Source organism: Sphingobium sp. RS1, assembly GCF_056156825.1.
Window position 1 is genome coordinate 761,820 of sequence record NZ_JBLZXE010000002.1, and the last position, 21,768, is coordinate 783,587.

Below are 21,768 nucleotides of genomic sequence, written 5' to 3' on the forward strand. Positions count from 1 at the left end.
AACCCGGAGGCGCCCATGGCCACCCTCGCTTATTCACCCGCTGCGTCTGCCTCCAAACCGGCGGCCGCCGCAACAAGGCTACAGAGTATCGATGCCCTGCGCGGGCTGGTCATGGTCATCATGCTGCTCGACCATGTGCGGGAAACCTGGTTCCTCTACATGGCCGTGGGCGATCCGGTGGATGCGCGGACGATCATGCCTGCCCTGTTCTTCACTCGGATCACCAGCACGCTCTGCGCGCCAATCTTCGTGGCCCTGACGGGGCTTTCGGCCTATCTTTACCACCAGAAGCACAGTCTGGCGGAAACGAGCCGCTTCCTATTGAGCCGTGGTGCGTTTCTGGTGTTGCTCGAACTGACACTGGTGAATTTCTCCTGGCGTGCCGAGCTGGTTCCGCAGTTCGTCTTCCTTCAGGTTATATGGGCCATCGGCCTCTGCATGATCCTATTGGCGGGGCTGATCCATCTGCCCGCACGCGCGATCCTCGCATTGGGGCTGGTGCTGGTCGCCGGGCATAATCTGCTGGACGGCATCACCTTCCCGGCCAACCATCCGCTATTTGTGCCATGGGCCATCATCCACGAACGGTCGCAAATCGAACTGGCTGGCACGGTCATCAAGTTCAACTATCCCATCCTGCCGTGGATCGGTGTCATCTGCCTTGGATGGTCGGCGGGCGGCTGGTTCAACAGGCTGACGCCGGGCGTTCGACGCCGCACGTTACGCGGGACCGGCGCGGCGATGATCATCGGCTTCATCATCCTGCGCGCGCTCAATATCTATGGTGACGCACCATGGTTTGTTGTGCCTGGCGAGCCGATCCGCACGCTGATGAGTTTCCTGGCACTCACCAAATATCCCCCCTCGCTGCTGTTCCTGCTGCCGACGCTGGGCGTGGGCCTGATCCTGCTGGCCGCCTTCGAACGGGCCAACGACGCCCGCCCGACCCACTGGCTGTCGGTCATGGGCGGTGCGCCAATGTTCTTCTACCTCTTCCACCTTTATCTGTTGCGCATCCTGTACCTCAGCGCGCGGGCGATCTGGGGAACCAACCATGGCGACATCTTCGGCGTGAATTCACTGGGCTGGGTGTGGGTCTGGTATCTGGGGCTGATCGTGCCGCTCTATTTCCCGACCCGCTGGTTCTCCAACCTCAAGAAGCGGCGCAAGGACATTTGGTGGCTGAAATATCTCTGAACGACGTCTCAGTTACGCCCTCTGACATGGAAACGAAATGAGCGTTGATCATCCCACTTTTGTCGACCTGCGCGTCAAGGCCAGCGACAACCCCCTGACAGTTGACGCCGATCCCTTCGGCACCGGCGGACGGATCGCCGAAATACGCGCAGGCGCATGCGAAGTGCTGGCCGCGACGATCGCCGCAGGCGACGGCGAAGCCCATGAAGATCGGGGCGACTTGTGGATTGTCGCTCAGGATGGCGAAATCCACCTCTCCACCGCGCAGCAGGAACTGACCCTGAGCCCCGGAACGAGCGCCGTCATAGCAAAGGGAACGGCATTTCGCTGGAAGGCAGAGCGTCCCGTCACCATGATCGGCATGCGCTATCTGGACGCGGTCGAGGGCACGCATGACATTGTCGCCATCGACAATGACGCGCCGCTCAGTCCCTCCAACCCTCCAGCGCTGGAAGTCCTGACCAGTCCGGTGCCATCCTGCCGTTCCAACAGCATGTTCCGGTCCACCGGGGATGAGTTTTTGTGCGGGATTTGGGATTCCACGCCCTATCAACGGCGCGCCATATATTTCCAGCATTGCGAGCTGATGCACCTGCTTGAAGGCGACGTCACGTTCATCGACGAGGCGGACCGCACCGCGACATTCTCCAAGGGCGATACATTTATTATCGAGCAAGGGGCAAGATGCACCTGGGAGAGCTACGCCCATGTTAAAAAGATTTACGCCTACTTCAAATCCAGCAAGTGAATTTCGAGCATCTCTGCCCATGATCAGCCAAGGTTTTCTCCTATGAACCCGGCCGTAAAAGCCATTGCCAGCGATCCTGCATTGCCAGATGCCGTAGACGTCGTCGTCATCGGCGGCGGCATCGTGGGGACAGCCTCAGCCTATTATCTGGCAAAGCGGGGGCTGAAAGTCGCTCTACTCGAAAAAGGCCATATCGCCTGTGAGCAATCCAGCCGGACATGGGGCTGGTGCCGACAGCAAAACCGCGATCCTCGCGAAATGCCGCTGTCCCTGCTGTCCATGTCCTTATGGGACTCTCTGGCTGGCGAGATCGGGCAGGATCTCGGTTTTCGCCGGACAGGGCTGGTTTATGCCACGGACGATGCCGCCATGCTGGCCGGTTGGGAAGCGTGGCGGTCGACAGCGCGTGAATTTGGTGTCGAAACCCATATGCTCAGCGCTTCGCAGGCCGCCGACCGCATCCCGGAAAACCGCCGCAAATGGGTCGGCGGCATACATTCGGTGGCCGATGGCAAGGCGGAACCCGCGCTCGCTGCACCGGTCATTGCAGAGGGCGCGCGCGCATTGGGCGCAACCATTCACCAAAATTGCGCGGTTCGCGGTCTGGACATTACCAACGGCAGGGTAACGGGCGTCCATAGCGAGCGGGGATTGATCAAAGCCGACGCCGTTCTGTGCGCGTCTGGCGCGTGGGCATCCGGCTTTTTGCGCCGACATGGCATCAAATTTCCGCAAGCGAGTGTCAGGCAGACCGCCGTCCGCAGCAAACCGACGGTGAACGTGGGTAACGTAATCTATTGCCCCGACCTGGCCATGACGCGCAGACTGGACGGCAGCTACACATTGGCAATCAGCGGACGGGCCGCACTTGAACTGACGCCGCAGGGTATCGCATTTGCTGGCGCTTTCATGCCCCAGTTCATCCAGCGGATCAAAGCGGTAAACATGCAGGTCGGTGCGTCGTTCATCAGAGGCCCTGAATCGCTGGTCGGCATGTTCGGCAGCGATCATATCTTCGAGAAGAACCGGGTTCTCAATCCCGCGCCTAACCGTAAGTTGGTGCAAGCGATCATGGAGAATGTGCGAACCACATTCCCTCAACTCGCGGGCATCGAGATTGATCAGGCTTGGGGCGCCTATGTCGATTGCACGCCTGATGCGGTGCCCGTCATATCAGCAACTGGAGGCTTGGAAGGCCTGTTTCTCGCCGCTGGCTGTTCCGGTCATGGTTTCGGGCTGGGCCCTGGCATCGGTTATCTTGCCAGTCAACTGATCGCTCAGGATACGCCCGCTGTCGATACCGCCCATTTCCGGCTCAGCCGCTTTGTCGACGGTTCCAGGATTAAAGTCGGCTCACTTTAGGCGCGCTCAAGTGTCGGTAATTGTTGGATTTACGAAACCGACCCTTGCCGGTCGTTCAGCACTCAATTTTACACTCCCAGGTGCAGACCGGCAGCTTTCCCATTCTGGATGCCCAAGACTGACCGATTGGCGAATGTCCTGTTCGGGGTCGCAGGTGGTGATAGCTGCGGTTCGCATCCATCGCCAATGATGTGCTTCCCACCCCCCGTTTGATCCTCCTTCAGCATTATGAGAGTCCGGCCATGGAGAAAGGATCATGAAGCATATAGCTAATGTACCAGCTTCACGGGCTCTGCAGCTGATACCGGCGCGCCATTCTCTCCGCTCGCCACCAAATATCCGCCAAACAAAAATAGTGAAAATATGCAATATAAAATATTTAAATATCGAAATTAAACAAACTTACACGCACATCATGTTGTTGATAGATGATTTTATATAGTTATTCTTTCAGATGTTTCCGAATACTGTCTAGCGAGTTTTTATATGGTATTTTCCGAAAATGAGAGAAATAAGGTGATTTCATAAAATTAAATTCGCGACGATGGTGGTATTCTGTGCTACAAAGCGTCATTGCGCGGAAAATGCTGCAGGCATCCGCTGTGACTGAGAGACAATCGCGCTCCCGCTTGCCAAGCCGAGGAGCCTTTCAATGGACGATCTCAACTATCTGCTGAAACGCGAGCAGGAGGAACTGCTCCGCGCTCAGACCGCGCCGGGATTTGCAGCGCGCCGTGCGCATCAGCATCTCGCCCGGAAATATGCGGAACGCATTCGCGACCATCGCGCGCCCTACCGATCGGAAGCCATTGGCTTTGCGACATCGTTCGATCCGCTTCCTCTGCGTGCGAAGGATGCCGCGCTTTGAGCCGGGTCATCCACGTCCAGGAGACAGAAGCCAAAATTGAGTCTCTCTGTCAGAAACATGCGCTGCGGATATCGGTGATTGAACCACTGGTCTCTGGTGGCTTGCGCGTCGTAATGTCGTCGTCGGACGACACGGAAACTCTGCGCGGTCTCGTAAAAGGACAGCTAATCACGGGAGAGGTGAGGCGCTCCGGCAGCTTTATCGCGCGGAAGCCTCCGCCCTCGACACGGTGGAGGTGAATGATGGAATCCAACGCCTACCTTACCCGCCGACAGAATGCAGAACTCAATCAAGCCATGGTCGCAACTTGCCCTGAAAAACGTAGCAGACACGAAGAACTAGCGCGTGCCTATGGAAAGATCATTGCCGTGCTCAATCGAGAAGGCACGAGAGAGCAGGCTGGCAGGGCGCCCTGATCGGACGGCGTTTAATGGCGGAGGAGTTCCGGCCCGACGATGGTCGCTGGCGGAGCCACGCTTCGAAGATCTGCCCGTGACGACACGCGAACGGCTTGCACTATGCCGACTTGGCTGGAGATGACGTCGGCGACTTCGCGAACCGTCGATGTCGATCAATTAGGGTTTGGTCTCCGGCCCGAAATAGGCCAAAGCCGGCCATCACCGCGCAATGGACGCCATGCTGGTTTACGTCGCGACTGATCCGAGCATCCGACAGGAACAGTATGCCACGCCATCGCGCGTCACCCCAGCGGTACAGCCGCCATCCCCATGCCGTGCCCGTGACATCGGCCGATCCCGCTGAAGCCCGGTCTGAAAGTCGGCCGCCCATCAAAATTGTCGACGTTGCGGATATCCCTGGAGGTGGCCAATTGCACCTCCTCAAGTGTGGAAAGGAATTTTCCATCCAGTTCGGGGCGGACGAACTAATGGGAAGCCAGGATCATATATCGGAAGTTGCGCTTGCCACACTTACGCGCGAACGACTGGCGCAAGATGGCGGACAGGTGTTGATAGGTGGCCTGGGCATGGGCTTTACACTGAGTGCTGCCCTCACCTCATGGAACGCCGACGCGTCGATCACCGTTGCCGAACTTGTGCCCAAGATCGTTAGCTGGGCGCGAGGGCCTCTCGCTCATCTCTTTGGCAATGGCCTAGCCGACCCACGCGTCCGCCTGCGCCTGGAGGATGTCCATGACATCATTGTCGAAGAAGAAGGTCGATACGACGCCATATTGCTGGATGTCGATAACGGTCCGGACGGTTTCATTACCGCGCAAAATGACCGGCTCTATTCTCTTTCCGGCATCCGCGCTGCCTATGCAGCCCTTCGCCCCGGCGGGCTCCTGTCAATATGGTCATCCTATTCGGACGATGCGTTTGCCACAAGACTGGAAGACGCCGGCTTCGCGGTCGACGAGATCATATTACCGGCATATATCGGGAGCCGGGAGCGCTGGCATAATATTTGGTTTGCCGCGAAAGCGGGCAGCACTGCTGCCTGATGCGATAATTTCTTACCTAGCTCGACTTTGGGGAGCAGCCTTGGAAAGCGGCTGTGGGAATGTCGTACAATTCGGCAATGATGTCCGCAAAAATCGTCATCATCGTCAGCTAGAGGTATATCATCTTCGAGACTTCGACCGAAACGGTCGAGCGCATCTCGCCGAGCAGGCGGCGTTGAAGATTTGATAAAAATGGCACATAGCTCCGGCGAATATCGGAGGCACCGTGCCCAGGATTTAATCACCAATCGGAGGACGATCGTCAGCCACGCTTGTTCCCTGTGTGAGGGCTTTTACTAGAATAGCTTTGTCCTCAAAGCTCCCTTTGAACAAGGCGACCTGATATGGTCATCTCACCTATAGTATAGAGCGGTCAGCCTCGCGTCTGGCCCGGTTATTTTCTACTGTGTCATGCCTGCCCGCCAGAACGAGCCAAGCAGCTTCGGCGCGAAGGCAGCGTTTGCGCACATTGTCGAGCGTGGAAGCGTCCGCTTCTTCGCGGGCCTTCGCCGCCAGAGCCCGATAGTCGATAGCTGCCATATAATATCTCCTGTCAGAGATTGGCCCGAACGCGCCATGGGAGCGGCGCGTCCGGACGATCAACCGCGCCTTATTCGGCGTGGGCGATGTTCACAGCGGCCATTTTACCGCGCTTGTCCTGTTCAAGATCATAGGACACTCGATCCTTCTCGCGAAGCGTAGCCAGGCCGGCACGCTCGACCGCGCTGATATGAACGAAGGCGTCGGCTCCCCCGTTATCAGGGGCGATGAAGCCAAAGCCTTTATCGGCGTTGAAGAATTTGACGGTGCCGGTATTGCTGCTCATGTGAGCTTCCTTTCTTTCAATGCAGACCGACCAATGTGGCCGGCCTCTCGCTAGGGGAGGCAGGGAAAGAAGGAGATAGGTGCTGCAAAGCGCCGAAGACCGTCGATTTGCGACTGTAGCGTTTGCAACATGGTGTGTTGGGAAGGTCATTACAATAGCGTCCAGCTGAAATCACAGAGCTGATGGATTGTCTGTCAACGGCGGTCGGATTTTAGGCCAGCGTGGCGGAGTAAAAGCAGGCCAGTGAATGTGGCGCGGATGATATGCAAAGGGCCCCGATCGGGGCCCTTTGCATATTGGCCGTTTTCGGCAGTTCAGTCGGGCGTGGTGGCCTGGTTTTGGTCCGCCCCGGCGGTGCGGCGGCGGCGGGCAGACTGCTTGAGCCGGTAGCTGTCGCCATTCATGGCCAGGATGCTGACGTGGTGGGTAAGGCGATCAAGGAGCGCGCCAGCCAGCCGCTCAGAGCCCAGGACCTGGGTCCAGTCCTCGAAGGGTAGATTTGAGGTCACGATCGTGGAGCCGCGCTCGTAGCGCTGGGAGAAGGTTTCGAACAGCAGTTCGGCCCCCGTCGGCGAGAGCGGGACATAGCCCAGTTCATCGACAATCAGCAGTTTTACGGCGGCAAGTTCGCGCTGCATCCTCAGGAGCCGCTTTTCATCGCGGGCCTCCATCAACTGGTTCACCAGGGCGGCAGCGGTGGTGAACAGGACGCTGAAGCCCTTCTGGCAGGCGGCCAAGCCCAGGGCGAGCGCTACATGGGTTTTGCCTGTCCCGCTGTTGCCCAGCGCGATGATGTTTTCCCGCCGCAGGATATACTCGCAACGCGCCAGTTCGAGCACGAGCATCTTGTTGAGGCTGGGGATGGCCGTGAAGTCGAAGGTGTCCAGGCTCTTGACCGCCGGGAACCGGGCGGCGCGGATACGGCGCTCCACCGTGCGCCGCTCCCGGTCGATGAGTTCCAGCTCGATAAGGCGCAGAAGATAGCGGGTATGATCCACGCCATCGCGCGCACATTCCCGGGCCAGCTTCTCATACTCGCGCAGCACGGTGGGCAATTTGAGCTGCTTGAGATGATGCGCCAGCAGCACCTGCGGCGTGCCCGCCGTCGTGCCGATGGGCATCTTGTCATCCCCCGCCCGGCTCATGCAGCGATCCCCGGCAGCAGGCTGGCATAGTCGGCAGCGCGTGTGGTCTTGACCTCCATCCTGGGCAGGTGGGGATACGCTTCCAGGTCGAGCCGGGCGGGTCTACGCTCGATCCGCGCCAGTGCGATCTGCTTGACCGCATCGAAGCCGATAGCCCCGATGTGGATGGCCTCTTTCACCGCGAAGGTCACCACCTCCATCGGCATTGCCTCAAGCAGGCGCAGGACCTGAATGAACTCGCGCTTCCCCTTGTTGCCCATCCGCACCTCAAGGAGATGCCGCAGGTGCTGGAAGTCCTCCGGCAGGGTCCAGTCCTGAAGCGCGGCGGCCTGATCGAGCGCGCCTGGCTTGGTCTCGATCAGCGCCAGATAATGCAGCGGGTTTGCCACAAACATGGCCTCGCCATAACAGCGCGGATGACGGGCAATCTCCTCGCCCCCGCACAGGATGACAACCCGGTCGACGAAGCCCTTCACTACGACGTCCTGGAAGCCATAGCAGGTCGGCACCGAGTAATCGTTGGTGCGGTAGCGCACGAGCGCGGTCGAGGAGACGCGTGCCCCCTTGGTCTCGCATGGTTCGAACGTGCCGGCGGGCAGCGGGCGCAAAGCCGCCAGATCTGCCGCCAGTCGCTCCCCGATCGTCTCGGTGTGGCGCCCGGCTCGCTCTTCCTGCCGGGCCCGGCACCGCCGTTCCAGCTCTGCGTTGAAGTCGTCATAGGTCGCCGCGCGCGGGATCGGCACCATGAAGTGCGAGCGCGCATACTTCACCAGCCCTTCGACCTTCCCCTTGTCGTTGCCCTTGCCTGGGCGGCCAAAGCGATCGGCAAACAGGTGGTGGCTGACCAGCCCCGTGAAGGCCTGGGTACGCTCACGCTTGCCATCCCCGCAGATTTTGGCGACCGCGATCCTGGTATTGTCGTACAGGATCGAGAGCGGCACCCCGCTAAAGAAGGCGAACGCGCAAACATGTCCGTCCAGAAAGGCTTCCGTCGTCTCGGCAGGATAGGCCTTCACAAAACAGGCATCCGACTGCGGAAGGTCCATGCAGAAGAAATGCACCTTCTGCCGCACTCCACCGATCACGCCCACCGCTTCGCCAAAGTCCACCTGAGCGTGCCCTGGCGGATGCGCCAGCGGCACGAAGGTCTCGCGGCTGCGCACACGGCTCTGCCGCACGTAATCCTTCACCACCGTATAGCCACCGCCGTAGCCATGTTCATCGCGCAACCGCTCAAAAATCCGCTTGGCCGTATGCCGCTGCTTGACCGGCGCGACGTAATCCTCAGCCAGTATCCGGTCGATCACCGGCAGCAACAATCCTAGCTTCGGCTTGGCGACAGGCTTGGAGCGCGTGTAGCCAGGCGGCAGCGAGAAACGGCACATCTTCGCGATCGTCTCTCGGCTCAGGCCGAAAACCTTCGCTGCCTCTCGCTGGCTGTTCCCTTCGACAAACACAGAGCGGCGTACCGCTGCATAGCTCTCCACGGCAAACATCCCCGGCCGCTCCAAAAAGAGCAACCTTACCAATGGCTGGTTTTTACTCCGCCGCGCTCAGCAATTTGCCGGCGCTCCATTGGCCTGGTTTGTCACCGCCCTGCACAGGTTCGCTTATCGACGCGACTGCGGACCTTTCTGCTATAGCGATAGCAGGCCAGTCCTGATTGCGCGGTCGGCCCTTTGTCGGGGTTCAGGAACCAATTCCTATTCCAAGAGAAAATTGAGGGTTGCTGCCAGCTCGTCTTTACGGAACGGCTTGGTCAACCTGGGAAGTCTGGCATCAATACCTTCGAGCTCGGCATAGCCGGAAACGAGCAAGACAGGCAGATTTGGTCGGGTTAGTTGTACCCGCCGTGCCAGCTCAGTTCCCGTCATCCCAGGCATAAGATGGTCGGTGACCACAATATCGACCTCTTGGCCCCGGTCCAGCACGCGCAACGCGTCTTCCGCAGAACTCGCTTCCACGATGACGTAGCCCAGATCCACGAGCATATCTGCTGTGGTCATGCGGACCAGTTCCTCGTCATCCACCAGCAACGCAACGCCTTGGCGCATGGCCTCGACCTGCGGCCGTTGCAGATCCGATGCTTCATTGGCAGCTGTCGCGCTAACGGGCAGCCACAGTTCAATATTTGTCCCGACGCCGAGCCGGCTGTTGATGGTAAGGCCGCCACCAAGCTGTGAAGCAAGGCCATGGACCATCGATAGGCCCAGGCCCGTTCCCTTGCCGATACCTTTGGTCGAGAAGAAGGGCTCGATAGCACGGGCGATCGTTGCGTCATCCATTCCGGTACCGGTATCAGCGACGGAAATGCAGACATAGTGTCCCGGCGTGAGCCTGGAGTGATGCTTTGCGGATACGGACTCCGCCGTCGCCGAAATGCGCAGCGTACCGCCATCCGGCATCGCGTCTCTGGCGTTCACCGAAAGATTGAGCAGCGCCATCTCGAGCTGATTTGGATCGGCTTTGGCCGCAGGCAGATTCTCGGCAATTTCTACGATGATCTTGATCTGCGGCCCGGTCGTGCTTGCGACGAGGTCGCCCATGCCGGCAACCAGCTGCGCGATATTGACGGCTATAGACTGTAAAGGCTGTCGCCTCGCGAATGCGAGAAGGCGCTGAACCAGCGTGCGGGCTCTCTCGGCCGATTGCGCGGCGCCGGCGATCAATCGCTGCTCGCGCTCGGTTCCGACGCCTTTGCGAAGAAGCATGTCCAGCGAGCCCACTATCGGCGTAAGCAGATTGTTGAAATCGTGCGCAACTCCGCCCGTGAGTTGGCCCATCGCCTCCATCTTCTGGCTCTGGCGTAATGCGTCATGCGCTGCCTCCCGTTCCGCGACCGCCTCCAGGATGCGGGACTCGAGCGTTGCGTTCAGGTCTTGCAATGCCTCCTCAGCCTGCTTGCGCGCGGTGATCTCGAGCGCGGTGCCCGCGACGCGCAGACAGCGACCGGAAGGATCAAATACGCCCCGGCCTTTTGCGGCAACCCAGCGAAGGATGCCGTCTTCCTTCCCGATTGTGCGATAATCGACATCATATAGAGCGCGGCGCTCAGGATCGGCCGCCGCCAAGTACGCTTCCGTGGTCGCGGCGTGGTCATCGGGATGCAGGCCGGCGAAGAAGTCCTCCAGGGTGACGGGAACGTCCGGCGAGATACCGAACATAGCCTTGGTGCGAGCCGGCCAGATCAACCGGTCGTTGATCAGATCGACATCCCAAAAGCCGATCTCAGCGTTCTCGACCGCGAGCCGCAAGCGCTCCTCGCTATCCCGGAGACGCGCTTCGGCACCGACCCGCTCGACATGCGCCCAGCAGCGCTCTGCCACCTCACGGACCAGCGTAATCTCACTGGATGCCCAGTCACGCGGCTGGTCCTGATGCACCGCCATCATTGCGGCGAGCTGGCCCTGCTTTACCAGCGGGCAGCAGATGATCGCCTCGATACCGATCGACTGGAACATCTCCCGACCCTGGTCGGGTGCGAGTTCACCCGTCACATCATGAACAATGAGCGCTTGTCCGCACCGCATGTTGGCTGCAGCGCGGGGCCCGAAAAGATCGAGGCTATATGTCCCGATCGAACTATGGATACCCGGCGCGGTGTAGTCATTCCGGATCCAGAAGGTATCGCTATCGGCATCGACATCAGCATAGGCGCACCGGGCTGCGCTGATCTTCTTCCCCAACATCTCGGCTGCGGCCTGCATCGCTTCGCTGGCGCTGGCCGCGCCGAACAGCCGCTCCTCCAACTCGCCGAAGAACCGCAAGCGCGCCTCACTTTCGCGCAGGGCGGCCTCCGCTTCATGTTCGGCCGTGCGGTCGCGGAAAATCTTGACGTATCCCCCGTCGCGGTCGGCGAGCGGCATGGTAAGGCCCGATCCCCAAAACCGACGGCCATCCTTACGAACATGCCATCGTTCATTAACGGCACGGCCGTGAGTCGCCGCACGCGCCATCTCGTCCGCGGGCGCATTTGCTGCCTGATCTTCCGACGTGAAGAACATCGCACCCGGCCGACCAATGGCTTCCTGCGGAGAAAAGCCGATGAGCCGTTCTGCTCCGCTGTTCCAGCCGGTGATCCCACCTGTCAAATCGAGGGTCACGATGGCGAAGTCCTCGGCACATTCGACGATCTGCCGGTATCGTTCCTCGCTCACGCGAAGATTATCCTCGGCCCGGGCCCGCGCGATGACGATACCCGCCGTGCGAACCACGAAGTCGACGATGGCCAGGTCGGCCGCCATCGGCGCGCGGGGTTCGCTGTGGTACATTGCGAAAGTACCCAAGATTTCTCCCTCTACCGAGGCAATGGGGAGAGACCAGCAAGACCGAAGGCCATGCGACAGCGCTAACTCGCGATGGTCTGCCCAAAGCGGATCGGATGCGATATCAGCGGCGAAGACTGGTTCGCCTCGATAAGCCGCTGCGCCACAAGAGCCAACCATAGGTCCGATCTCGATGTCGTCCACCGCATCATTATAAGCGGACGGCAGGCTGGGACCGGCACCGTGGCGTAATCGTCGGCCATTTGCGTCCACCAGCAGGATCGAACCGATCACGCCGGAGGTCGACAACGCTTCAACCTCACGCACAATCGAATTCAAGGTGACTTTAAGCGGCGCCGCCTCGACGGCGAGCGCGAGGATTCGGTTCTGTGCTGCGCTTAGCCGTGCGGTGTCGCGTACCTCAAACTGCCGTGCCCTGGCCTTTAGAGAGGAGCGGATCGCGCCGAGCATCGCCTCAGCGTGGAGGGGGCGCTCCAGTAGGACCACATTTCCCAGTTCGGATAGACGCTCGGCGGCTGCAACGGTGCGGGGAGATCGCGATCCATTGGCCAGCACCACGAATGGGATGTCCGACCAGCTTTCCTGCCCGGCCACCCACAGGGCGATTTCGTGCGCGTTTGGTGCCAACAACGCTTCTTCAGTTAGCAAAACAGCCGCCGCGCCGTCGTTCAGCTGCTGGACAAGGTCACGCGCATTCGAGCAAATTTGCGCGGCTATGCCGTGACGAGCAAACAGGTCGGCGGCAATCGCGGCATCGCGACCGCGTGGGGCAAGGATCAGGACGAGTCCGTTCATCCTATCCTCGGGGGCTATCTGGATCCGCCGGGCTTGCCATCAACGTTTTCGTTTCACCCGAGAAAGTGGGAACGCCGGTCAGCACGCCCTGGAACTGCCGGAGCGGTTCGCCAAGTTGCAATCCGCCGCTGCTAATCTGAAACTCGCGAATCGTCCGTTCGTGTCGTGCCGTCCGCGTCTTGATGACAGATATTGCCTGCCGAACTTCGCCATGTGCCTCGAAATAGCGCAGCTGGACGACCGTGTCAGAAAGGTAGCTTAAGTCTACGTCCGAACGGACCTCGCCGGTGACACCGTGCAGACCGAGGATGAGCAAGCTGATCACACCCTTCTGGCCCAAAAAGCTCAGCATCTCATGCATCTGCAGAACGAGGAACTGCTCGTTCGGCATGGACTGGAGATAGGCATTGAGGCTGTCGATCACCACGATGCGGGCACCATGGTCCTCGACCGCAGCACGTACCGAGCCCGCAAATTCTCCCGGCGACATTTCGGCCGGATCGATCGGCCGCATCTGCAGCTGGCCGTTTTCCAGATAAGGCTGGATGTCCATGCCGAGCGCAGCGCAGCGCGTCATCAGCGTCGGGAGGCGCTCATCGAACAGAAAATATGCCGCCTGCTCGCCTCTCTTGAGCGCCGTGACCATGCATTGTACGGACGCAGTCGTCTTGCCAACCCCGGCCGGTCCCGTCAGCAAAGTGGCCGTGCCTGGCACCAGACCGCCCCCGAGCAACGTATCGAGTTCAAGCGATCCGGTCGTCACTATCGCGCCGCCATCTTCCGTATCATGGTCTCCAGCGATCAAGCGCGGATACACGCACAAGCCGCCACGCAGAATTTCGAAGTCATGATAGCCGCCTCGGAATTGCACACCGCGCATCTTGATCACGGTCAGCCGCCGCCGTTGTGCGCCGAAGCCTGCTACGGTCTGATCGAGTGAAATGACGCCATGCGCGATGCTATGGAGCTGCAGGTCGCTCCCGCTTGCTCCCCGATCGTCGAGAAGCAGGACGGTGCAGGCGCGGGTTGAGAAAAAATGCTTGAGCGCAAGGATCTGGCGTCTGTAGCGGATCGGACTTTGAGCGAGCAGGCGCAGCTCGGAGAGGCTGTCCAATACGACACGCGCAGGCCTTAACTCATCGACCTTCGCCATGATGTTGCGGACGGTTTCGCCAAGCTCGACCTCGCTCGGATGGAGCAATGTCTGCTCATGATCTTCAGCAAAGCCGTCTGGCGGGACCATCTCGAACAATTGTAGCTGATCGAGTGACCAGCCATGCGACCTGCCCACAGCGCGAAGCTCGACCTCTGTTTCGGCAAGCGTGATGTAGAGGCCCACGTCGCCCACAACCGTACCCGACAAAAGAAAGCCGAGCCCAAGCGTTGTTTTGCCCGTACCTGGCGTGCCTTCCACCAGATACATGCGCTCAGGAGTGAGGCCCCCATTCAGTATAGCGTCGAGGCCTTTGACGCCAGTTGAAGCCATCCCAGGCAGCTGCTCATCCGATAGCACTTCTATCTCCACGATCGTTACAGGCGCATAATCATCAACCCCTCCGTCCGTTGTTGTATCCGTGGGGGGCGTCGAACCTGGACTGATCATTTTCCGATGCGGGGTAGCAGCATCCTTGCCTATGTCGACCCTTGTGAGACATTCAGAGCCGAATTTTCGGCGCCCAGGTCCGGACGGTCAGCTATTCTCTAAGGGCAATCAATTTGCCCTCCCTGAGCACCTGCCACCTATACCAAATAATGAGAAACCTCATATCCCCAGCGGGTATCGACCTTGGCCAGCACCCACATCATCTTTCATTACGGCCTTAGCGAACCGGACTACCACTGCACCAATTTCTCTATCGGTGATTGTCGATCCGGCCTTCTCCGCTGATACCCACGTACGTTCACGAAAAATGGCCCTCCGGCCAGTAAGCAAGGTCAGTGGTAACCATGAGCGGGAAGATCAGCAGCCTGAATGACGTAGACACTCCCAAGCCTTTCCGCTTGCGCACGATCATATCGGCTATTGCGTCCCGGTGGACTTCCCCGATGACGCCACCTTCCTGCATTGCCTCGCGGGCTGCAGCATTTTGGGGCAACATCCCACGAGGGATGCCCCCCTTGGGCAGTATACAACGTTTCTTTTTGCGTGAAGTTATAAGCAGGATTTCGATCCTGCCGCTCCGCTTACGATATCGGTGTTTGATATGGATCTATATGAATCCACCCTGCGATTCCGGCGAAAATCTTGACGAAACCGTCTCCCGTGCTCCAGATGTGAAGCAGTTGGGTCAGGGACGAGTGCGATGCATTCCTTCAACGCGAAAGAGGAAAAAGCTGGGATTTCCGCGGATGCCGTCCAACTCCACACGGATAGCGATCCGCTCATAGCCATCTATGAAGCCGCTCCTGTCGGCCTTGCCATGCTTGATCGGGATCTCCGCTTTGTAAGCATCAACGACCGGCTCGCCCAATGGAATGGTGTGGCGGCGGCCGAGCACATCGGCAAATCGGTCACTGATATATTGCCCGATCTGCCCGAAGACACACTGGCAGGACTCCGCAAGGTGTTGTCTGGGGAGGCGATATGTGGACATGAAGTCATCACCTCCACTTTGGGAAAGCCTGGAGAGCCCAGCTGCTGGCGAGAAAATTGGGTGCCCGTGCGAACCGCTTCAGGTGACGTCATCGGGATCGCGATCTCGTGCGAAGATATAACCGAAGAACGAAACGCTCGGCGGGCGCTCGAACTGATGAACCGGGTCGGTGCGGCTCTGGCGGGCGAGCATGACCTCGGGCGTCTTGTCCAACTTGTTACCGACGCGGGCGTCGAACTTTCACGAGCGGCTTTCGGCGCCTTTTTCTACAATGTCGTCAACACAGCGGGTGAAAGCTATATGCTTTACTCTCTCTCTGGGGTCGAACGCGAAGCCTTTGCCGATTTTCCGATGCCTCGAAACACGCAGGTGTTTGCACCGACCTTCCAGGGCGATGGGATTGTTCGATCTGATGACATCACGCTGGACCCCAGATACGGGCATAATAAACCAGGGTCTGGCATGCCTGCCGGGCACCTTCCGGTACGGAGTTATCTGGCCGTCCCGGTTATGTCCCGCGAGGGCGAGGTGCTGGGCGGATTATTTTTCGGGCATCCTGAACCCGGCAGGTTCCAAGAGGCTGATGAAGGGCTCGTTGCCGGGCTGGCAGGCCAAGCGGCGGTTGCGATCGAAAATGCCCGCCTTATCCAGCAGGTCCGTGAAGCAAATGACATGCTGGAAAGGCGGGTGTCCGAGCGAACGGCCGAACTGACCCAGGCGCATGAGGCCTTGCGGCACGCCCAAAAGCTGGAAGCGATCGGTCAGCTGACCGGTGGGGTGGCGCATGATTTCAATAACCTGCTGACAGTGATTGCAGGTGCTGCGGAGATGCTGGCAAGACCCGATCTCCCGGAACAGAAGCGAGCCAGATATATTGAAAGTATAGCATCGACTGCAAAGCGCGCGTCGACCCTTACCAGTCACCTTCTGGCCTTCAGCAGGAGGCGTGTCATTCGGCCAGAGGTCGTCGATCTCAACATCCAGATCGACGCACTGGAAGAGGTCTTGGCTCGCTCTCTGGGTGGCCGTATTCAAATTGAGGTCAGGCCCTCCGCGCGGGAAGCGCGGGTAGAAGTCGATCCCACCGAATTTGAAACTGCCATCCTGAATGCAGCGGTCAACGCGCGGGATGCGATGCCCGATGGGGGCACACTGTCGATTGCGATCCGGGACCATCCTCTGGCAAACGAACCTGGGGTCGCAATCGATATCACCGATACGGGGATGGGCATGTCGCCCGACACGGTAAAACGGGTATTCGAACCTTTCTTCACCACCAAGCCGGTTGGCGAGGGGACAGGATTGGGGCTTTCCCAGATTCATGGGTTTGCGGCTCAGGCCGGAGGCTCGGTAGAGATTTTTTCCCGCGAAGGCGTCGGGACGACGATCCGCATCATTCTCCCTCGCGTTGACAAGGCGCTACGAACCATCGAGGAAAAGGGTACGTTGGAACCCATCCCACAGGGGCTTAAGGTTCTGCTTGTGGAGGATAACGACCAAGTGCGCCACTTTGCGGAGCATTTGTTGCACGACCTAGGGGCTAAGGTGACCGCCGTTGCAAATGGCCCCGAAGCTCTCGGAGCACTGCAGGAAGATCCGTTCGACCTCATATTTACCGACGTGGTCATGCCAGGCATGAGCGGTATCGATCTGGCACGGCAATTGCGCGTTCGAGCCCCGGGCCTGCCAGTGCTGCTGGCCACAGGGTATAGCGAGCAGATGATCGGGGAAGGTATCGATGAATTCGACGTCCTTGCCAAACCCTATGGCGCAGAGGCGCTCAGCTTGGCCCTCAAGAAGACATTATCTATCGCATGAGGGTGCAAAGGCACAGTGGCGGACAAACGGAAGGTTCGGCCCATAGGTCAACCGCTGGCTGACTGATGTTATGCAGCAGTGTACGCCATATCTTCACTGCCGCCGGTAACCTGCCTCAAGGTGTCTCGGAGGCGGGAAGGCGAACATGGCTTGCCGCAGACAACTGCCCTAGGGAATCGCTCGACGAGCAAAGACGGGTCCGCATGTCCAGAATGGAAAATGACAGGGACGCCCGCTGCGACTAGCGCCTCTGCCACCGGATAGACCTCGCCATCAGCCAGCTGAACATCCAAAATGGCGCAATCCGGCAAAGCGCTACCGACGGCGGTCAACGCGGACGAAACGGAGATGTAAGGCCCATCAACGGCGAAACCCGCCCCCTCGATGGTATCCTGAAGGTCGAGCGCAACGAACAGTTCATCTTCAACCAGCAATACCGTTCCGGCCATTCACATTATCCATCCGTAAGCGCTTGCGCAGGCAAACAGAGCTCGATCAAAAAAGTTCCGTTTCTCATCTTTCGTGTAACCTCGGCGCCGAGTTGCTTCGCGGAAGTCTTCACCAGCACTGTCCCGAAACCGGTCCCCTCTGAAAGAACGGTCGCATGAGTGCATTCCTCAACCCACCGCAATCGCAAGATGTCGTTTTCAAGCGCCCAACCGATTCGCAGAACGCCGCCATCCGGACCCAAAGCTCCATATTTCGCTGCATTCGTAGCCCATTCGTGCAGTATGAGTGCAAGAGGCGAGAGTGAGGAGCGAGCGATCCGAACATCTGGTCCATCGACCGCTATATCAGTTTGATCGCGGTAGGGTGCCAGGGTCGCATTCAACAGATCGGCCAGATCGATAGCCTGCACCTCGCCTGTTGGCGAGGCGAGAGAATGAGCGTTGCCCAAGGCCGCTATCCGTTCCCGCAAGTCCGCCGCGAATGCGCGGACGTCCCGATGGGTGCGCGAACCCGCCGAGACCATGCCAGCGACGATGGCAAACAAATTCTTCACTCGGTGGTTCATCTCGCGCAGCATCAGCTCGCGCGTTTGGGCAAGCGCATATTCCGGCGTCACGTCGATGGATACCCCGACAAGCCGCGGCGATCCCTCGCTGGTAACCAGCCGGCCGAAGCTTTTTATCCGTCGCATCTGTTCGCCATCGACAACCCGGTAGCTCGCCTCAAAATCGCCGCCATCCGCGACAACCTTCGCGAGCGCAGCGTCGAATTCGGGTCGATCATCGGGATGCAGGCGGCTCAGCCGCGCTTCCGCATCATTGGACGCCGTATCGGCCGAAATACCAAGGATTTCCCGACCATGCGCGTCCACGACCGCTTCGCAGGTGTCGACGTTATATTCCCATACGGCGATGCCGCCCGCCCGGATCGCCATATCCAACCGCTCCCGCTGTGCAGCCAAATCCCGTTCCATAGACAGAGCATCCGTGATGTCCGTCAGCACCAGGGTCGCACCGTCAGTAGCGCCGTTCTGCATTCGATAGGGAAGGGTCCTTAACGACAGGGCGCGCTCCCCATCCCGTGTTGTAACCCGGCGCTGGATCGCCGAATGTCCTTCCGCGACGGCGCGGGCATCATCCATGTAGTCCGCCTCCACAAGGCGCGTCGATACGTCCTCCAGCGGCCGCCCCCGGTCGCCCGGTTGCAGGGGAAAGAGAGAAGTCGCGGCCTCCGTGAAGCTGCGGATGCGCAAATCCGAATCCAACACGATCACGGCCAATTCGGTGGACTCGAAGAAATTGCGCAGGTCGGAATTGGCGACAGTAAGCTGATCGACCTTGGACTTGAGCTCGTCGTTGACGGTGGACAATTCCTCGTTGGTGGACTGGAGCTCCTCGTTCATCGACATCATTTCTTCGTTCGAGCTTTTCAGCTCCTCGTTCGCCGTCTCCAGTTCCTCCACGGTGGAGCGCAGCCGGTGCCGTGTGACGCGCAGCTCGTCCTCCAGCGCGTCGAGATGGTCGTCGCCTGCATCCATCTCTGCCACGTCATCATCCAGCACAGGCCGGAAGGGAGCAGTATCGCGAAAGACGAAGAGCAACGTACCGTCGGGCAACGGATCGCACACGACGTCGATCTGCTGATTGCCATATTCCGTCTCGACCTGGACGTCGCGCACGACGACGCGTTTGCGGGTGTCGCGGCCCTCTCGCAGCAGCGGGCCGAGCACGGTGCGCAGACCCGCCCGGGCTAGGCTAATCGCGCTCGATCCGCCGGTACGGGTGACGGGGAAGTCGAAATATCGTCCCAACCGACCATAGGCGGCAATGATTCCACCATCCTGGTCTAGGACCAAACTGGCGGGTGCATAGCGGTCAACGATCCGGCGCACTGCTGCGCCCTCGTCCGATAAGGTGCGGCCGCTACCCCTCTCCGTTCGGCCGTCAGCGCGGGTGCCGCGCGGATAGGCGCTGCCGGGCAGGTCTATGGGATAACTGGGCGGACCGGGCGCGCGCTTGAACAGACGCCCCTGCTGATCGAGTGTCGGGAAAAGATGCTCGAAACGGCCGACGCTTTCCGAGGGGCCGAGGAAGAGATAGCCACCTGGCCGGATCGCATAATGCAAAAGCGGCATGACCGACTGCTGCAAACGATCGTCGAAATAGATCAGGAGGTTGCGGCAGGACACCAGGTCGATGCGCGAAAAGGGCGGATCCTTGACGATGCTGTGGCTAGAAAAGCGAATCATGTCCCGAATCTGCGACGCGATGGTGAAGCGCTCCGCATGCGGGATCGCATAGTGTTCTCGCAGCGCGCTCGGCATGTCTGCGAGAGCAGAGGCGGGATAGACGCCCTCTCGCGCGATCTGGAGCATGCTCTCGTCGATATCGGTCGCGAAGATCTGTACCGTGGCCGGGGTCACGCCCAGTTTGCGCGCCGCCTCAGCGAACAGGATGGCAATGCTGTATGCTTCCTCGCCGGATGAGCAGCCGGGCACCCAGATGCGTATCTCCTCGCCATCGCTCTCCTGCATCAGCGGCTCCACGACCTGCGTGCGCAGCCGCTCGAACAACTCGGCATCGCGGAAGAACCGGGTGACGTTGATAAGGAGATCACGGAACAGCGCTTCGCACTCCTCCGAGTCGGACTTGATGCGTGCGAGATAGGCGCTGCCTGAACCAATGCCGAGTACATGCATGCGCCGTTCGACCCTGCGGATCAGGGTCGTGCGCTTGTAACCGGAGAAGTCGTGCCCAACGGCAGCGCGCAAGGTCTTGCACATGTCATCGACATGGTCGGCAACCAGCGCTGCCTCCCGCTCCGTTGCATCGACGGCGCGGTGGTTGAAGAAGGCGATAAGGCATTCGAGCATCTCGCTCGGCGGCTTCACATAGTCAACGAGCCCGGTGCCAACGGCCGAGAGCGGCATGCCGTCGTAGCGCGCGCTGTCGGGCTGCTGGACCAAGCAGACGCCGCCATTTTCCTTGACCGCGCGTAGTCCCGTGGTCCCATCCGCGCCGGTTCCTGATAGGATGACGCACGCCGCATCCCCCTGTTGGTCGGTGGCAAGCGAGATAAAGAAATCGTCGATGGGACGGCGCAGGCCCCGTGGCTGTGCGAACTCGGTCAGCTCCAGCACGCCGTCGCGTATGGCGAGGCCGTGTCCCGGCGGGATGATGTAAACCTTATCCGCCGCGATCCGCTCGCCTCCTTCGGACTGCAGCACTTCCAGGGTCGTGTGGCGGTCGAGCAGCTGCGCCATCATGCTCTCATGAGTGGGGTCCAGATGCTGCACTATAACGAAGGCCATGCCAGTCGGGCCCTGCGCCGAAGATAGCATCTCGCGCAGCGCCTCCAGCCCCCCGGCCGAGGCGCCGATGCCGACGACTGGCAGGCGTGGTGACGGAACGTCCCCGCCGCTCAAAGGAAGGAACCTCGGTCTAGCTCGGTCAGGGTCAGCTTGGCCTGGGCGATGGTGGCGGCTGAGTTCGCGATGGTCATCAGCGATCCCTCCACCACAATGCCGCTTTCCGCCAGCACCGGGCTTATCCGGTCCAGCGTCTGACCAAGGTCGGCATCATAGTTCTGCAAGAGGTCCGCCTGCGTACGGCTGACGTCGAACTGCGATGCGAAGATGTAGTGCACCTCGCCGGATTGGGCCCGCAGTTTCGACATGTAGAGGAGGTTGACGAACGGACGGCCATCCTTGCGGAAGTTGACGATGGGCGTGCGGACGTTGGCAATGCGATCCTCCGCTAGAAACGCATGGATCTTCTCGCGCGCCTCGTCATTGCGGCTCTCGCCCTGGAGGAAGCGGCAGTTGCGGCCGACGATCTCGCTCGTTGTGTAACCGGTCAGGTCGCGAAAACGCCTGTTGGTCAGCAGCAGAGCATGATCGCTCGATGCCTCTCCAAGGGACAGGGCGACCGGGGAGCTGTCGAAATAGTCCCGCAGCTCTACGGGAAGGTCGTCACGGCACATGGACTCTCCGATTGCGTCAGATTGCCGGGAACGTTCCAGCATGCTCTAGGCTCGGTTACCCGCCCTACCGGCTGAGCCTTGCCGGGACAAGGCGCAGTGGCCTGATCCAGATTGTTCGGTGAAATACGACTTTTGGGCGGCGGGTGATACCGACTAATTTGTCCATTACGCAGCGCTACGTGGCAAAGCCGACCCTTTCCGGCCGTTCAGCGCCCAATTTTTGATTGCCAGGTGCG

The 21,768-nt window shown here is 59.8% G+C and carries 14 protein-coding genes; 6 read left to right on the top strand and 8 right to left on the bottom strand.

The annotated features are described in order from the left end of the window. Positions 1-15 precede the first annotated feature (15 nt). The 5 genes from ACNHGR_RS05305 to ACNHGR_RS05325 all read left to right on the top strand — a co-directional run bounded on the left by ACNHGR_RS05305 (position 16) and on the right by ACNHGR_RS05325 (position 5,637). The gene (locus tag ACNHGR_RS05305; RefSeq protein WP_475284444.1) at positions 16-1,197 is read left to right on the top strand and encodes an acetyltransferase domain-containing protein; all 1,182 of its coding nucleotides are present in this window, start codon (positions 16-18) and stop codon (positions 1,195-1,197) included. A 37-nt stretch (positions 1,198-1,234) separates the two neighbouring features. Next, entirely contained in the window at positions 1,235-1,945 is a 711-nt protein-coding gene (locus ACNHGR_RS05310; RefSeq protein WP_475284446.1) for a cupin domain-containing protein, read from the top strand. Positions 1,946-1,987: 42 nt separating this feature from the next. Beyond that, on the top strand, positions 1,988-3,307 hold the full coding sequence (locus tag ACNHGR_RS05315; RefSeq protein WP_475284448.1) for an NAD(P)/FAD-dependent oxidoreductase: 1,320 nt from the start codon (positions 1,988-1,990) through the stop codon (positions 3,305-3,307). Positions 3,308-3,959: 652 nt separating this feature from the next. Then, positions 3,960-4,175 carry a hypothetical protein gene (locus tag ACNHGR_RS05320; protein ID WP_475284450.1) on the top strand — a complete coding sequence of 72 codons (216 nt, stop codon included), beginning with the start codon at positions 3,960-3,962 and terminating at the stop codon, positions 4,173-4,175. 829 nt (positions 4,176-5,004) lie between these two features. Then, positions 5,005-5,637: a spermidine synthase gene (locus tag ACNHGR_RS05325; RefSeq protein ID WP_475284452.1), complete on the top strand. Its 633-nt coding sequence runs from the start codon at positions 5,005-5,007 to the stop codon at positions 5,635-5,637. Between the two features lie 610 nt (positions 5,638-6,247). Here ACNHGR_RS05325 and ACNHGR_RS05330 read toward each other — a convergent pair. The 5 genes from ACNHGR_RS05330 to ACNHGR_RS05350 all read right to left on the bottom strand — a co-directional run bounded on the left by ACNHGR_RS05330 (position 6,248) and on the right by ACNHGR_RS05350 (position 14,175). Then, positions 6,248-6,463, bottom strand: a complete 216-nt coding sequence (locus ACNHGR_RS05330) for a cold-shock protein (RefSeq protein WP_475284453.1) — start codon at positions 6,461-6,463, stop codon at positions 6,248-6,250. 314 nt (positions 6,464-6,777) lie between these two features. Beyond that, on the bottom strand, positions 6,778-7,584 hold the full coding sequence (istB, locus tag ACNHGR_RS05335; RefSeq protein ID WP_475288326.1) for an IS21-like element helper ATPase IstB: 807 nt from the start codon (positions 7,582-7,584) through the stop codon (positions 6,778-6,780). A gap of 20 nt (positions 7,585-7,604) precedes the next feature. After that, the gene (gene istA / locus ACNHGR_RS05340; RefSeq protein ID WP_475284455.1) at positions 7,605-9,104 is read right to left on the bottom strand and encodes an IS21 family transposase; all 1,500 of its coding nucleotides are present in this window, start codon (positions 9,102-9,104) and stop codon (positions 7,605-7,607) included. A gap of 207 nt (positions 9,105-9,311) precedes the next feature. After that, on the bottom strand, positions 9,312-12,689 hold the full coding sequence (locus ACNHGR_RS05345; protein WP_475284457.1) for a GAF domain-containing protein: 3,378 nt from the start codon (positions 12,687-12,689) through the stop codon (positions 9,312-9,314). Between the two features lies 1 nt (position 12,690). Next, on the bottom strand, positions 12,691-14,175 hold the full coding sequence (locus ACNHGR_RS05350) for an ATPase domain-containing protein (RefSeq protein WP_475284459.1): 1,485 nt from the start codon (positions 14,173-14,175) through the stop codon (positions 12,691-12,693). 817 nt (positions 14,176-14,992) lie between these two features. Here ACNHGR_RS05350 and ACNHGR_RS05355 point away from each other — a divergent pair. After that, the gene (locus ACNHGR_RS05355; protein WP_475284461.1) at positions 14,993-17,101 is read left to right on the top strand and encodes a response regulator; all 2,109 of its coding nucleotides are present in this window, start codon (positions 14,993-14,995) and stop codon (positions 17,099-17,101) included. A 68-nt stretch (positions 17,102-17,169) separates the two neighbouring features. On the opposite strand, the gene ACNHGR_RS05360 is transcribed toward ACNHGR_RS05355, so the two are convergent. Genes ACNHGR_RS05360 through ACNHGR_RS05370 form a run of 3 tightly spaced genes read right to left on the bottom strand, consistent with a single transcriptional unit; the run spans position 17,170 to position 21,532 of the window. Then, complete coding sequence (locus ACNHGR_RS05360; RefSeq protein WP_475284463.1) at positions 17,170-17,550, bottom strand: response regulator; 381 nt, start codon at positions 17,548-17,550, stop codon at positions 17,170-17,172. 5 nt (positions 17,551-17,555) lie between these two features. Then, positions 17,556-20,975, bottom strand: a complete 3,420-nt coding sequence (locus tag ACNHGR_RS05365) for a chemotaxis protein CheB (RefSeq protein ID WP_475284465.1) — start codon at positions 20,973-20,975, stop codon at positions 17,556-17,558. Continuing rightward, positions 20,972-21,532, bottom strand: a complete 561-nt coding sequence (locus ACNHGR_RS05370) for a PAS domain-containing protein (RefSeq protein WP_475284467.1) — start codon at positions 21,530-21,532, stop codon at positions 20,972-20,974. Before ACNHGR_RS05370 ends, ACNHGR_RS05365 begins: the two co-directional genes overlap by 4 nt. Between the last annotated feature and the right edge of the window lie 236 nt (positions 21,533-21,768).

What these genes read in the sequence shown, in the direction of transcription:
- ACNHGR_RS05310 (WP_475284446.1), top strand. Translation starts at nt 1,235, where the DNA reads ATGAGCGTTGATCATCCCACTTTTGTCGACCTGCGCGTCAAGGCCAGC.
- ACNHGR_RS05355 (WP_475284461.1), top strand. Translation starts at nt 14,993, where the DNA reads ATGCATTCCTTCAACGCGAAAGAGGAAAAAGCTGGGATTTCCGCGGAT.
- istA (WP_475284455.1), bottom strand. Translation starts at nt 9,104, where the DNA reads ATGTTTGCCGTGGAGAGCTATGCAGCGGTACGCCGCTCTGTGTTTGTC.
- ACNHGR_RS05360 (WP_475284463.1), bottom strand. Translation starts at nt 17,550, where the DNA reads ATGGCCGGAACGGTATTGCTGGTTGAAGATGAACTGTTCGTTGCGCTC.
- ACNHGR_RS05330 (WP_475284453.1), bottom strand. Translation starts at nt 6,463, where the DNA reads ATGAGCAGCAATACCGGCACCGTCAAATTCTTCAACGCCGATAAAGGC.
- ACNHGR_RS05370 (WP_475284467.1), bottom strand. Translation starts at nt 21,532, where the DNA reads ATGTGCCGTGACGACCTTCCCGTAGAGCTGCGGGACTATTTCGACAGC.
- ACNHGR_RS05320 (WP_475284450.1), top strand. Translation starts at nt 3,960, where the DNA reads ATGGACGATCTCAACTATCTGCTGAAACGCGAGCAGGAGGAACTGCTC.
- istB (WP_475288326.1), bottom strand. Translation starts at nt 7,584, where the DNA reads ATGCCCATCGGCACGACGGCGGGCACGCCGCAGGTGCTGCTGGCGCAT.
- ACNHGR_RS05345 (WP_475284457.1), bottom strand. Translation starts at nt 12,689, where the DNA reads ATGAACGGACTCGTCCTGATCCTTGCCCCACGCGGTCGCGATGCCGCG.
- ACNHGR_RS05315 (WP_475284448.1), top strand. Translation starts at nt 1,988, where the DNA reads ATGAACCCGGCCGTAAAAGCCATTGCCAGCGATCCTGCATTGCCAGAT.
- ACNHGR_RS05305 (WP_475284444.1), top strand. Translation starts at nt 16, where the DNA reads ATGGCCACCCTCGCTTATTCACCCGCTGCGTCTGCCTCCAAACCGGCG.
- ACNHGR_RS05350 (WP_475284459.1), bottom strand. Translation starts at nt 14,175, where the DNA reads ATGGCTTCAACTGGCGTCAAAGGCCTCGACGCTATACTGAATGGGGGC.